A 14,213-nucleotide genomic window follows, 5' to 3' on the forward strand; every position below is an offset into this window, starting at 1 on the left:
TTTCTCCTAAAACTCTCTCTGGTTCAAAAAAATCAAACCGTAACCCTAAACCAAAAAGGGAAAACACAAAATAATTCCAAACAATGCCACACCCGCAATAATGGAAAGCATATAAAACTGAGCAACACCAGAATTATTATACTTTAATCCCTGACCGCTCAACATGGTGACGATGCCAATTAAATTAACAAACCCATCCACAATATATTTATCAAACCAAGCAATAATTCTGGAAACAATATTTACCACAAAAACAATCGTGACTTGATAGGCTTTCACCGTGTAGCAATCATAAGCAAAGAAATCTTTAATGGCTTGGGGAATAAACGCCAGTTTTGGTCGATTATTGCCATAGACTAAAACTGCGCTAACAATGCCCACTAAACTAGAAGCCATTAACGCAAAAACAGGAATGGAATTAATATTATCTGTTTGCGGAAGCAGTTCCCAATTTGCCATAAATAGGGGTAAATGTAAGGCAAAACCCGCTCCAACAGTTGTCGGTAAAACCATTAACCATAACTCTTCAGGAGAGCGCACGGTCATCGGTTTGGTTTCTCCTGCAAAAACTAAACAGAAGAGTCGTAATAAACTAAAGGCAGTTAAGCCATTAACGGTTAACACCACACCCGCTAACCAAGGTTGCGTTGTCCATAAATGATCGGTTAGGGAAAATAGCGTCCAAAAGCTACCGAGAGGAGGGACAGCCGTAAACGCAGCCACACCAACTAAATAAGATAACCCTGTAATCGGGCGACGAGACCATAACCCCCCAAGAAGGGTTACATCTTGAGTGACGTTACTAAGGACAATATTACCAATTGCCATCACTAATAACGCCATTGCGATGGAGTAAGTGAGAAGCAAAGTTAATGCGATTTGAGTTTCTCCCACCCCCACTGCAATAAAGACTAAGCCGAGATACGCACTAACGGCATAGGATAAAATGCGTTTAATATCGGTTTGCGCGATCGCGATTAAACTGCCACCAATCGCCGTAATCGCACCAATGGTAATGGTTGTGGTGACTCCAATGGGAGAAATAGCAATAATCGGCTGTACCAGAATTAAAAGCCATGCTCCCGTACAAACAACCACTGCATTCCGTAAAATTGTCGCTGGTAGGGGCCCTTCCATGGCTTCATCGAGCCATAAATGCAGGGGAAATTGAGCACACTTCCCCACAGGACCGGCAACCAGTGCTAAACTCAGTAAGGTTGCTGCGGTTGGGCTTAAATCCGCAGTTTCTGCCCAAATCGTCAACTCTTGATAATTCCAGGTTCCTGCAAGGGGATATAACGCAACCACTCCCATCAATAGGAATAAGTCACCCACCCGCTTCGTCAGGAAGGCATCTCGCGCCCCTGTAACCACCAAAGATTGGTTAAACCAATAACCAATAATCAGATAAGTGCCTAAGGTGAGGATTTCCAGCATTACGTAGCTGAAAAATAGAGAATTGGTGAGGATCAGCGTACAAATTCCCGCTTCAAACAGAGCAAGCAAGGAATAAAACCGCGCCCATCCCCAATCCATTTCTAAGTAGGCGACGGCATAAATTTGGGCAAAGAGGTTTAAACCTGTAACCACAATCAGGGCGACGGTTTTGGTCAAGGAAACTGACCATTCAAAGTCAATTTGTAAACTTGCAGCATCTAGCCAACTGACACTAAAGTATTCAGGGGACTGATTTTGAATTGCTGCAAACGCCAAGATACTATGTAATAACGCCAAGAAAGTCATAAAGGCGTTGAGATATCCCGCAGGTCTCGGTCCTGTTCGGCGGGAAAGGCCTGGAGACCAAAAAATGCTTAATCCCATGCCAAGTAAGGGATAGCAAGGAATCAACCAGATCGTATTGAGAACATTACTCATTTTTTAAAAACTGCTATCATAACCGATTTTACGATTATACTAGGTGAAATAAAATATAATGTAAAATTGATAATTAGAATGTAAATGATAGCAATAATTCTATAATGAAAAACGCGACTCTCCATCAACTCCGCGTCTTTGTGGTTGCAGCCAAACACTTGAGTTTTACAAAAGCTGCAGAAGAGTTATTTTTGACGCAACCGACCGTGTCGATGCAGATGAAGCAACTGACGAAAGCCGTCGGACTGCCTTTATTTGAACAGATTGGGAAACGGTTGTATTTAACCCAAGCGGGAGAAATTTTGTATGAGAGTTGTCAGCGCATTTTTAGCGAGTTAGGGGAATTTGAAAGCGCGATCGCGAACATGAAAGGGTTGAAACAAGGACAACTCAATCTTAGCGCCGTTTCCACCACCAAATACTTTTTACCGCGCATTATTGGCCCGTTTTGCCAAAAGTATCCAGGCGTTGAACTCTCGTTACGCTTCACCAACCATGAACGTATTCTACAATATCTCACCGATAATCAAGATGATTTTTATATTCTCAGTCAGCTTCCTTCCACCGTTGATGTGACTGCCCATCGTATCTTAGAAAATCCTCTGGTCGCGATCGCGCCTGCCAATCATCCCCTCGCCAAAGAAAGCAAGATTCCCTTTGAACGTCTCGCCGAAGAGCCCTTTATCATGCGTGAACCGGGTTCTGGAACCCGCCAAGCCCTCGAAGAACTTTTTCACAAACACGATCTGGAGTTGAAAGTGCGCTTAGAATTAGGGAGTAACGAAGCGATTAAGCAAGCGATTTTAGGGGGATTAGGGATTTCTGTGTTATCCCAACATACCCTCACCCTCGAAAAAGATACGGGCTTATTTGCCATTTTAGATGTGGAACATTTACCGATTCAACGCAATTGGTATGCTATCTATCCTGCAGGAAAACAACCTTCTGTTGTCGCTCGAACATTTTTAGACTACCTCGAAGCCGATCATCAGCTATCCGTGACCAGCTAGGAATAATCGGATCAACTACGTGCAATTGGCTTATGCTGAGATGAGGGACTGTTGCGCCCTCGTTAAAAGTTGACGCTCCCCATAGGGAAGGAGTAGTGTTATTTCCAAAAACTAACGTTGTAAACGACGGGGTTTCAGACCCGTGATTTAATGATGAAGATTAACCGTTTTTTTCGTAACCTCTTGCCCGCTCAAACTAAAGGTAAATCGAATCAGCCTCGCCGTCGGCTGTTTTGGCATCGTTTCCCTTCCCTCAATTTACCACGCATTAGGCTTCCAGAACTTCGTCCTCTAGAACTGCCAAGATTTAGGCTTCCAGAGCTTCCTCCTCTAGAGTTGAAACTTCCTTCTCTGAGTCAACCTTTTGCCAATCTTTTTTTTCTGATTGAAGATCGCCAAGGGTTTTTTATTCTCCTGAACTGGTTAGGATATATTTTAGTTTTAGCTTCTGCCCTTGATTATTTTCTCATTATTTACCCACCGAAATTGACTAATCCCGAGTGGGAATTGCAAGCCATTAAAAGTTTGGTTAGTAATTCCTGGTTTTTTTTACTGGGATTGATTCTTGTGTTTTTACCAACCCGTATCTATATCCGTCGCTTAGAAGTCAATTTTTTAATTTTCTTAAGATCACTTACCCTCTGTTTGGGAATTTTCTATATTTTGCTGATTCCTTTAGGAGTGATCAATACCTACCGCATTAATACTGATACATTTGCTGAAATTTCTAGCGAAAAAATAGAGCGACAACAACAACTGGATCGTCTAGAAAATGCGGTGAGGACACAACAGATTGATCCCAACCAACTGCAACGAGTAGGGGAAGCTCTTGGTCTTCAAGAAAATCCTAATTCTGAAAATATAAAAAGAGCTTTAATTCAAGAAATAGAAGCACAGAAACAACAAGTTCAAGAACGAGCAACCAAACAAAAAGAGGAACGTTTCCGAAAGTTATTCCGCCAAAGTGTTCGTACTCATTTCGGGGCATTACTGATCAGCGTTTTTTTAATTCGTCTGTGGTGGGAAACCCATTGGGTCAAGGCCCTAAAAGAGCAACCCACTGATACTTGGTAAAGAATGTGACGGGGTCATTAGACTGATGACAGCTTGTGATTGATAAAGGTCTGCTAGACAATAATAAATAGCGTATCATTATTAATCATCATGACCCGAGATATTAAAACTGCACTTGCAGAAAGTTTAGAACCTGCCAATTGGGATGCACTACAACCCCACGCCAAACGAGATGCTTTGATTATTGTTTCTCCCAGTTTAGATCTTGTGGAAGTGGGCAGCGCGATCGCGCATGATGAGATTGAATCTGTGCAACAGTGGATTCAACAAGAGCTATTAAAGAAACCTTCGGCGAATCAACTCTCCTTATGGAATGCCCAGCCGACAAAAGCCTTTAATACTTTGATCGTTCAGCCTTATGTTCTGGTGCAAGAACTTCCGGTAGATTCCACTGACGCAGCCACCGATTCGGATCCCGCAGACTAGCCCCAGTGCGCCCAGTGGTGACCCATAGCACTGCCCGACAGCCATCACGGAGAGATTTTTGCCACGATTCTGAAGGAGAATTCGTTGGCACTGCTACTGGTTTCAGGGTAATTCCTCGACTACCAAAGACAATTTCGCCGATGACTCGGGCTCGTGGCATATGATTTTCTGAAGTCACTAAATAAACACTATCAATCCTTTGCGCTTTTAAATCATCCACTAAGGTGGTAAAATTAGTGACAGTATCTTGCGCTCGATAATCTAAAAGAACGCGATCGCGTGCAATTCCTTCTTGTTCAAAGAGTTGTTCCACATACCAACGAGGGCTACCAGAAGACACCCAAATCGGTAAACTAGGGTGTCTTTTGGCAAATTTTGCTGCATACCTTTCCCTTTCTTCGGCCCCACCCAACACCAAGATCGCTTCTGGACGCATCAACCAACTGCGTAACTGCTTATACCCAACCCAACTTGCAATTGCCAGCATCAAGACCAGTCCAAACCAAAGTTTTTTCCGCTTTTTGCTCACTTTTTCCTCATCACCACATCCACAGTTGAGTTTATTTTTACAGGATCGCAGAGAAAAAGGCAAGGAGCGCGATCGCGCTTTTCTAGCACAACCAATTCTCAACTCCGCCATCAAGATTGAAAATCATAACCAAATGGGGCAGAACACTCCACCCCATCCAACTCACTCCTTTTAAACAAATGCAAAATCACTATCGCTGAGAGCAGTACTGTCAACACCAATGAGAACCGCTAAATCATCCCCATCAAAGCCAATCAGAGCCTGATCGCCATCTTGATCCAGTTCTAAATCAGCAATTTCAGTCGCACCGACTCCAGCAACACCCAAGACATCCTCTCCAGAAGTAAAGTCAGTAATCGTATTTGCAGCACCAGGAAGACCTGCCGTTGCAATCCAGAATTGATCCTCACCTGGTCCGCCAGTTACAGTGTTATCACCACCGCCTTCAACTTCGCCTTCTGTAAGGAAGAAGCGATCATTCCCTGCACCAGCAACAATCCGATCTTCGTAACCTGCAGTAATGGTATCGTTACCTGCACCTGTATAAATGCGATTTTCACGACCTAATACAGAGTCAACAAGATCATCCCCTGCACCAGTGAAGACACGATTATTGCTTCCTAAAAAGACTTCATCACTTGCGCTACCTGTATAAATACGATTGCCACTGTCAACTGTAGAAACATCAACAGTATCATCACCGCCACCAGAGAAAACAAGATTATTTTCACCGAAGAAGTCAACGCCAGCATTGAGTTCATTCCCTTCTAAACTACCAAACGCAGGTTGACCGCCAGTAGGAGTATCTCCTTCTCCTTCTTCTTCTTGGGCTTCTAGGTCGATATTGAATTGGAAGATCTGACCGCCTTGGTCTGCTAAACGTTCTTCGATAATACCGCTTTGTTCCCCTTTGTGCTGTACCACACCAATCAAGGTCTGCTCATCTAGAGGCACACTGCTGATGATTTCTTTTGCCCCAGTACCGGCAATCTCTTCTTGGGTGTAGAAGCTGCCGTCTTCCTTCGTTTCTACTAGGTGTGTCACATTCCAAGAACCGGAAAACTCGGAACTTGTTGCCGAGGAAAATGTATCGGGAATAGCAGCAACTTCCGCGATCGCGCGGGGATTAAGAGCCCCACCAGCTGAGGCTAAGAAATAGCCCTTGCCTTCTTCTTTCAACTGCATCGTCTCAGAGTCGATCGGGAGAACATATTTCCGTTCGCCATAATCGTTACCCGAATCTTCATCCACAATCAGGTAGTCACCGTCGGCTGCTTTAACCCACTGTAATCCATCGGGTTGATTCATCCGCGCCTCACCAATTTCGACATGGGTGGCATGGGTTTTAGTACCATTGGGGTTCTCTTCACCGATGTGAGCTGCTCCTTTACCACCCGTTTCGAGAGTGAGTTCGCCATCGACACCTGCTAAGATCCGTGTGACATCCGCCGACAAGTAATCTGGCAAACCGTTACCATCAGCATCATTATTCTCAAGCTCATTGACAAGATCGGTAAACTCAATTCCCAATTGAGCACTAGGCACAGTCAGGTTTTGGATATAGCGATAGTTGGTGGGGTCGGGGTCAACCGCGGGGTGTTCAGTCTTGCTGTCACCATTGAAATAGTTATAGCCACCCGCAGCAACACCGCCTTCGGGTTGTTCGTTCGGTTCGCCGTCATCGCCATCTTCCAGCCACTTGAACACTTCTGTGTCACCAGCATTTTCAGGACTATCGAAGCCATCCCACTGATAGCTAGTGGGATAGTAACGGGCGCTGAATGTGTCAGGAGCGTCAGGATTTTGAGCATAGGCATCCATCATCTTGACATCGGCATCAACATCCTCAATCCCTAAATTCTCGAACGTTTCTCCATCGAGAGACATTCCGTATAACTGACCATACAGCAGACCATTTTCGCCCAAGAAGGAATCCCGTGCGCTTGCGTCTTCAGTGAGAGGATCACCATTGGCATCAACACCTTTCTTACCGATGTAAACCGTTAAGGGGGCGGGTTCAACTTCAAGGTTATAGCCTGCAGCTACGATCACAACGTAGTCTTCGCTGCCTGGGTTCATCGGCAGGAGTTTCTCATAGCCCGCCTGACCTAGTGCGGGAGCCGTGTAAGCCGTCTCATTTTCGAGATCAACCACCATTGAGGCGAGACCCATTGTATTGTCAACGAAGAAATCATTGCCAGTGAGAGGACCATCCTCCCCATCAGGGTCGGGATACATACCATTACCGATATTCCATTCTTCCCCCATTAACCAGACATCGTCTTCAAAGCCAATGCCATCACCGTATTTGTTCGCTGGCTCATACCAAGCTCCGCAGAAAGAGTGGAAGAAGAAGTCGCCTTGGGTTAACTGTTGTTCTTCGCGGAACTCTAAGAGCGTCCCATCTGCTGAAACTTGGTTTCCCCACTTGGCGCTGAGGTCGTTAGGATCGTCGTTTTTACCATCTACAACTTCACCAAATACGTTGTAAACGGTGTTAAACAAATGTCCCGCACCCTCGACCATTTCACTAGCAGGGGTGTCGTTATTTAAGAAATCTGCAAAGGCTGCGCGATCGTAGTCGATCGCGTGAATATGAGAACCCGTGAAAGTAACACCACTTTCCATTTCCCAAGGGTATGTTTCATTGGACATGGTGGCGTAAGACTCGGACTGGTAAGCCACGCGCACGGTGTCGTCATCTAAAAGCCACGCTGCTTGACCATCGGGATACCCAGTTAGGACATGACCATTTTCGGGATCTTCCTCGCCCACTGTCCCTAGAGCTTTGAAATTGCCGTATGGGAAATCTGTGTCGCCACTCCCTCCGTCTTGTAAATGTTCGGGTTTGGTGGAACTGCCCGCCTGGGGGATCAGTGCTGTGGTCTCGCCAATACTTACCATAATTTTTAAACCGTCAATAAATTGCCTTTTAACAACTCAAAAGTTGTTTTTGTTGCAGAATTTTAGAAGTTTAATAGCTAATATTTCTTCCTAAAAAAAACTCTGCCAATTATTTAGTCTGACATTAAGACGTTAAGAAAGAGTTATTTGCTTATTAAAAATAGGTTTATTAAACCTAAAAGAGATTAAACTTTTACTCATTAGTCTTGGCTTAAAAGGAGAGTAAAACAAATGATGCGAAAATACGTACCTCAACCAACTAGGAAACGCTATAGCAACCATAAATGGATTCCAGATTACGAGCCTCTAAGAACCAAGGAAAACCTGACTGGTGCGCCAGCCAGGCCAACAACTTATTGACGGTAAGTTGTAATAACTTCGATCATAACTTTTAAATAACTGAATTGACGACTGATCTTTATTTCAAAAAACAAGTATTTCTTAATAACGAAAATGACATCTCTCTTAGGAATGAAGAAAAGAGAGTAGCTTTAGCTTAATCCCCCCATTAGAAAGGATTGTGTCATTGCGCTAGCTTTTCGTATTGATATCATAGAAGAAAATTTATTAAATCAAAATTTATTGATGTATTTTTTTGTCTTAACCCGATTACAACTTTATTATAAAAAACTATTAACCTTTTTAAATAAAAATAAGAATGTTGTGAATTCACATTAATAACAATGGCTGGCAATAGCGTTATCTTTATTCACCCTGATGGAGCAGGCCCTGCTCATTACGCTTTTGGTCGTCTCGCAACGGTTGGTCCCGATGGTCGTCTCAATTGGGATCGGATGACGGACGCAAGTGTTTATCTTGGTCACATGGATGATCAAATTGGTGCAACTTCCAATGCTGGGGCGGTTGCTCACGCTTACGGAATTAAACCAGTTGCGCCGAGTTATGGTTTTGATGAAAACGGCGAGGAATATTTACCCCTTTCTGAGTTACAAGGACAACTGCAAAACGGCGCTGAATCGGGTTCGACCATTATGGAAGAAGCGATCGCGGCGGGAAAACCGACTGCAGTTATCCAGTCTGGCTTTATCGCTGAACCCGGAACGGGTGTTTTCTTAGCCGATGCCGAGAGCCGAGGGGATAGAGAAGGCATCACCGCCCAAATTGTCGAGTCAGGGGTTGATGTTATTCTCGGCGCGGGAGAAGTGGACTATCTCCCTGAAGGAGAAACTGGATTCTTTGGTGTTGAAGGAACTCGTACCGACGGTCGAAACCTGATTACAGAAGCCGAAGCATTAGGCTATGAAGTGGTTTACACCCGGGAACAACTGGAAGCCCTTCCTCCCGATACCGAAAGAGTATTAGGGATCTTTGCTGCTGAAGACACCTACAACGACTTAACCGAGCAAGAATTAAAAGATGCGGGCTTAGTTGACGAAAGTTTACCTCCCAGCGAACAACTGATCACCTACGGTCAACCCAATCAAAATAATCCAGACCCAGTGACAGTTGGGGAAATGATGGAGTTCACTCTCGGCTTAGACAAGTTCACTCAAGCTGAAGATGGATTCTTTATCGTTGCTGAAGAAGAAGCGACCGACAACTTCGGAAACGACAACAATGCTGCTGGGGTTTTAGATGCCATTTTAAGAGCGGATGCCATGATCGGTTCTGCCCTCGACTTTGTTGATAACGTTAACCCTAACACCTTAGTCATCACTGCTGCAGATAGTGCTGCGGGAGGTTTACAAGTTGATGACAAATCTGGTGACACGGTTGGCAGCAACATCCGTCAATCTTCCTTTGACGATCTAGAGGGGAATATTGCAGTTGAAGGGTTTGAGCGCAATGGTCAACAGGTTTTTGCCTATCCAGTGCCTTTAGATGGTCAAACTGGTAACGATACCGAACCCTTTGTCACCGGCGCACCAGATCGAGATGGTGACACCTTTGAATTTGGCGCTGCTTGGGCGACCTTCAGTGATGTTCCTGGCAGCATCGTCACCAAGGCTTACGGCTTAAATGCGGATCAACTCTCATCCACCATCGACAACACCGCGGTTTATCGCATTATGTATGAAACCCTGTTTGATGTGGAACTTGATCCACCTGAAGGTGTTCCTGATGACTTTGCGGTAGAAGAACCCCCTGCGCCCACTGAATCCACTGGTAACGTGATCTTTATTCACCCCGATGGAACCAGCCCCTCTCACTACGCTGCTGCCCGTTTTGCCACTGTGGGAACCGATGGTCGTCTCAACTGGGATAACATGACCGATGCTGGAGTCTATCTGGGTCACATGGACGATCGCGTCGTTGGCACCTCCAATGGTGGGGCTGTGGTTCACGCTTATGGCATCAAGTCCTTCTCGGGTAGCTATGGCTTAGATGAAAACGGTAACCCTTACACTTCTTTATCTGGAAAAGAAGGAACAACCATCTTAGAAGAAGCCCAAGCTGCTGGGAAAGCGATCGGGATTGTAAACTCTGGTTTCATCGCTGAACCCGGTTCTGGGGTGTTCTTAGCTGATGTTGAAAATCGTGGTCAAACTGAACTGATTACCGCGGAGATTATTGAATCTGGTGCTGATGTCATCCTTGGCGGTGGCGAAACCGACTATCTCCCTGAAGGAGAAACTGGATTCTTTGGACGGGAAGGAACTCGCGAAGATGGTCGTAACCTGATTGAAGAAGCAGAAGAAATGGGTTACACCGTTGTTTACACTCGTGAACAACTCCAAGACGCGGTTGATAATCCTGAAACCGAGAAACTCTTAGGAATTTTTGCAGCTCGCGATACCTACAACGATACTTTTGAAGACGATCTCCGCGCCCAAGGGTTTGAAGAGGAAGATGGCGATTTAATTTACTACGGTCAACCCGGGGAACCGGATAATAATCCCAATCCTCCCACGATTGCAGAAATGACCGAGGCTGCTTTAGCAATTCTGTCTCAAGATGAAGATGGCTTCATGCTCGTTGCTGAAGAAGAAGCAACGGACAACATGAATAACAATGATAATGCTGGTGGTGGAATTGAAGCCATGATTCGCGCTGATGAAGCGATTGGGGTTGCTCAAGACTTCATCCGCAATCAAGATCCCAACACCTTACTGGTTACGGCTGCTGACAGTGATGCTGATGGGGTTGAAGTCGATGATATTGACAGTGATGCTGAAACAGTTGGCTTCTATGATGTTCAAGTCCGAGAAGAAGAGGAGGACGGAATCGTTGTTCCCTATGATGGTCAAACTGGCTCCGATACTGCTCCTTTTGTTACTGGCGCACCAGATGCCGATGGCGATACTTTCCAATTTGGGGTGGTTTCGGCTGGCTTAGCGGACTTAGAAGGTTCAATCGTTGCCAAAGCCTTCGGGATGAATTCTGACACTCTCCCTGCTACTGCCGATAACACTGATATTTACCGCATCATGTATCGGACTCTCTTTGGCGTTGAACCGGAAGATGCTGCTGCTGCTGCTGCTCCTACTCCTGGTACTCCTGTTTTCGGTAGCTTAGAAGCAAATGAACTGAATGCTGGCGTTGACTTCTTCGGTGAAAATAATCTTGTTTTCTCTGGTGGCGGTGATGATACTGTTGATGTTTCTACAGTGAGCAGTGGTAACCGCCTATACACTGGTGGTGATAACGATGAACTTTTCTTAGGAAGCAATAATCGTGTCTTCACTGGTGCAGGGGATGATCTTGTTGACTCTGTGTTAGGTCGTGAAAATCGCATTTATACAGGTGCAGGTAACGATACCATTACTGCAGGTTACGAAGATCGGATTGTTGCTGGTGCAGGGAATGATCGCTTCTTCCTTACAGAAGGCGAAGTTGAAGGCGGTGGTGATAACACTGTAACTGGCGGACCAGGTGAGGATCAATTCTGGATTGCAACGGCAGGTCTTCCTGGTGCTGCAAATACGATTACTGACTTTACTTCTGGAGAGGATGTCTTGGGTGTTGCTGGAGTCGGTGCGACTGAAATTGCTGATTTAGAACTGGATCAAGATGGCGATCAGGCTCTGATTGGCTTTGATGGGGATGATTTAGCGGTTCTCATTGGTGTTGACAGCACTGCTCTCAGCGATAGTGATTTTGCTTTTGTCTAAATATTTCTCGGTAAAGGTGACACTCTAATTGATAAATTGGGGAAAAGGTAACTCTAACATTCCTTGTTCCTTTCCCCTTTCCCCTTTAAACTTGTCCCTTTCCCAGGCTAAGTGTTAGATCAATTGTTGACTTTGGTTGAAGGTCTGTGCTTGCTAAGGTTAGAATATTACAGTCTGGAGAGGTGGCAGAGTGGTTGATTGCGGCGGTCTCGAAAACCGCTAGGAGTGCAAGCTCCTCGAGGGTTCGAATCCCTCCCTCTCCGTTGGAGAGTTATATCAATTGCAATAAAAATTCCCCCAAAACTCTTGTTTGGAGGAAATGAAAAACATGGAGAGAATATCAGTTAAAGTTTCGTGCCACACTCAGGGCAGAATTTATTAGTGGCGGGATTTTTAGCCCGACAGTTGCTGCAATACATGATTTCGACTGCTTGGTCTAACTGTTTAAGTTCAGGCAATCCTAACATTTCGGCATTGCTTTTGCCAGGGGCTACCATGGGATAGCAGTTTTCGTCTTTTTTCACTTGGGCATCTAGTAAGACGGGACCGTCATGGTTCAGCATTTCGGTGATGGCTGTGGATAAGTCAGCGCGATCGCGCAACAGCATCCCTTTAATCCCGTAGGCTTCACACAATTTCTCAAAATCAGGCATTCCCACCTGCATATTTGAAGCCGAATACCGCTCTTGGAAAAAGGTTTGTTGCCATTGCCGTACCATCCCTTGCCAACCGTTATTAATCAAAACAGTCTTGACATTAATACCGTATTGTGCTAGCGTTCCCAGTTCCTGTAAATTCATTTGGAAACTGGCATCACCACTAATGCAAATCACTTGCTCATCACCAACACCCGCTTTCACGCCCATCGCTGCGGGTAAACCATAGCCCATTGTCCCTAAGCCTGAACTCGAAATCCAACGGCGGGGGCCATATTGAATAAATTGGGCTGCCCACATTTGATGTTGTCCCACATCCGTTGTGTAATACGCATAGGGGGCTTGTTGTCCCACTTCGACAATTACTTCTTGGGGAGAGAGCAAGTCTTCATAATGGGGCACAACGAGGGGATAGATTTCACGCCAGCGTTGAATTTTCTTCAGCCAAGGTTGGGTACGACCAGATTGAGCAGGGATATCTAACTCTCGCACACGGTCGAGGATCTGTTGTAAACAAGTGCGGACATCGCCCACAATTGGCACATTCGGAGCGCGGTTTTTTCCAACTTCAGCAGGATCGATATCAATGTGAATCACTTTTGCTTTTGAAGCAAACTCATCCAGTTTTCCTGTCACGCGATCGTCAAATCTTGCGCCCACTGCAATCAGCAAATCACATTCACTCACGGCATAGTTAGCGTAAGCCGTCCCGTGCATTCCCAACATAGAAACGGATAAGGGATGATTTTCATCAAACGAACCCAGACCCATTAACGTCGTTGTTACAGGAATTTGGAAGTGTTCAGCAAGCTGCTGTATTTCTTCATGGGCCCCAGAGGTAATCGCACCGCCCCCCACATAAAGTAAAGGACGCTCTGCCGATTCAATATATCGAATCGCCTCTAGTACCTTACGAGGATTCCCTTTTTGTGTTGGTCGGAAACCTGGAAGATTAACTTGGTTGGGGAGGACAGGAACATAATCACACTCTTCAAACCCAACATCTTTGGGAATATCAATTAAAACAGGTCCAGGTCGTCCACTGCTAGCGATATGAAAGGCTTCGGCAACAATTCTTGCCATGTCGCTTGCTCGACGGACAACATAGGAGTGCTTCACAATCGGGAGTGTAATCCCAAAAATGTCTGTTTCTTGAAAAGCATCCGTACCAATAGCTGGTCTAGCAACCTGTCCTGTAATCGCCACCATTGGGATGGAGTCCATGTGAGCCGTTGCTAACCCTGTGACCAGATTCGTTGCACCAGGTCCAGAAGTCGCAAAACAGACTCCCACTTTCCCAGTTGCTCGCGCATAGCCATCCGCAGCATGAGCAGCAGCTTGTTCGTGTCGAACTAAAATATGTTTAACGTCTCCTCTCGCTTCTGAGCGATGGAGTTCGTCATAAATCGGTAAAATCGCGCCACCCGGATAACCAAAAATATGGGTTACCCCGTGTCGTTTTAGACTATCCATTAAGGCAAATGCACCTGTGCATTTTTGGGGAACCTCAGGGGTTTTGGTTTGAGACGGCGTTGCAATTTGTTGTGACTGATTTGGATAACCCACAGCTTAAACGTTTAAACTCACTACTTAACTTTAAAGTCGAAATATACTGGTTGTTATTTATGCTACAACTTTTTTAATGAAAATTCCCAGTTTATTTATG

Annotated in this window: 8 protein-coding genes and 1 tRNA gene; 5 read left to right on the forward strand and 4 right to left on the reverse strand. The window is 45.2% G+C overall.

Features of this window, described 5'->3' with window-relative positions; all coding sequences use genetic code 11:
- Positions 1–45: 45 nt before the first annotated feature.
- Entirely contained in the window at positions 46–1,875 is a 1,830-nt protein-coding gene (locus tag PCC7418_RS17210; protein ID WP_015227462.1) for an NAD(P)H-quinone oxidoreductase subunit F, read from the reverse strand.
- Between the two features lie 104 nt (positions 1,876–1,979).
- On the opposite strand from PCC7418_RS17210, the gene PCC7418_RS17215 reads away from it, so the two are divergent.
- The 3 genes from PCC7418_RS17215 (at position 1,980) to PCC7418_RS17225 (ending at position 4,385) form a co-directional block, all read left to right on the forward strand.
- The gene (locus PCC7418_RS17215; RefSeq protein WP_015227463.1) at positions 1,980–2,885 is read left to right on the forward strand and encodes a LysR family transcriptional regulator; all 906 of its coding nucleotides are present in this window, start codon (positions 1,980–1,982) and stop codon (positions 2,883–2,885) included.
- Between the two features lie 150 nt (positions 2,886–3,035).
- A complete protein-coding gene (locus PCC7418_RS19585) occupies positions 3,036–3,959 on the forward strand; it encodes an HpsJ family protein (RefSeq protein ID WP_015227464.1) in 924 nt (307 codons plus the stop codon).
- A 90-nt stretch (positions 3,960–4,049) separates the two neighbouring features.
- Positions 4,050–4,385, forward strand: coding sequence for a DUF2288 domain-containing protein (locus PCC7418_RS17225; RefSeq protein WP_015227465.1), 336 nt, complete (start codon positions 4,050–4,052; stop codon positions 4,383–4,385).
- Here the strand turns inward: PCC7418_RS17225 and PCC7418_RS17230 are convergent.
- A complete protein-coding gene (locus tag PCC7418_RS17230; protein WP_235620812.1) occupies positions 4,294–4,872 on the reverse strand; it encodes a YdcF family protein in 579 nt (192 codons plus the stop codon). The two genes, PCC7418_RS17225 and PCC7418_RS17230, sit on opposite strands and share 92 nt — an antisense overlap.
- A 213-nt stretch (positions 4,873–5,085) precedes the next feature.
- A complete protein-coding gene (locus PCC7418_RS17235; RefSeq protein WP_015227467.1) occupies positions 5,086–7,818 on the reverse strand; it encodes a hemolysin-type calcium-binding protein in 2,733 nt (910 codons plus the stop codon).
- A 683-nt stretch (positions 7,819–8,501) separates the two neighbouring features.
- Here PCC7418_RS17235 and PCC7418_RS17240 point away from each other — a divergent pair.
- Together PCC7418_RS17240 and PCC7418_RS17245 are read left to right on the forward strand one after the other, a co-directional pair.
- Positions 8,502–11,891: an alkaline phosphatase gene (locus tag PCC7418_RS17240; RefSeq protein WP_015227469.1), complete on the forward strand. Its 3,390-nt coding sequence runs from the start codon at positions 8,502–8,504 to the stop codon at positions 11,889–11,891.
- Positions 11,892–12,067: 176 nt separating this feature from the next.
- Positions 12,068–12,154 (forward strand) — tRNA-Ser (locus PCC7418_RS17245).
- 81 nt (positions 12,155–12,235) lie between these two features.
- Here the strand turns inward: PCC7418_RS17245 and ilvB are convergent.
- Complete coding sequence (gene ilvB, locus PCC7418_RS17250) at positions 12,236–14,113, reverse strand: biosynthetic-type acetolactate synthase large subunit (protein ID WP_015227470.1); 1,878 nt, start codon at positions 14,111–14,113, stop codon at positions 12,236–12,238.
- Positions 14,114–14,213 lie beyond the last annotated feature (100 nt).

Origin of the sequence: Halothece sp. PCC 7418 (genome assembly GCF_000317635.1) — a bacterium.
Lineage (GTDB): Bacteria > Cyanobacteriota > Cyanobacteriia > Cyanobacteriales > Rubidibacteraceae > Halothece.

What these genes read in the sequence shown, in the direction of transcription:
- PCC7418_RS17235 (WP_015227467.1), bottom strand. Translation starts at nt 7,818, where the DNA reads ATGGTAAGTATTGGCGAGACCACAGCACTGATCCCCCAGGCGGGCAGT.
- PCC7418_RS17240 (WP_015227469.1), top strand. Translation starts at nt 8,502, where the DNA reads ATGGCTGGCAATAGCGTTATCTTTATTCACCCTGATGGAGCAGGCCCT.
- PCC7418_RS17225 (WP_015227465.1), top strand. Translation starts at nt 4,050, where the DNA reads ATGACCCGAGATATTAAAACTGCACTTGCAGAAAGTTTAGAACCTGCC.
- PCC7418_RS19585 (WP_015227464.1), top strand. Translation starts at nt 3,036, where the DNA reads ATGATGAAGATTAACCGTTTTTTTCGTAACCTCTTGCCCGCTCAAACT.
- PCC7418_RS17230 (WP_235620812.1), bottom strand. Translation starts at nt 4,872, where the DNA reads ATGCTGGCAATTGCAAGTTGGGTTGGGTATAAGCAGTTACGCAGTTGG.
- PCC7418_RS17210 (WP_015227462.1), bottom strand. Translation starts at nt 1,875, where the DNA reads ATGAGTAATGTTCTCAATACGATCTGGTTGATTCCTTGCTATCCCTTA.
- PCC7418_RS17215 (WP_015227463.1), top strand. Translation starts at nt 1,980, where the DNA reads ATGAAAAACGCGACTCTCCATCAACTCCGCGTCTTTGTGGTTGCAGCC.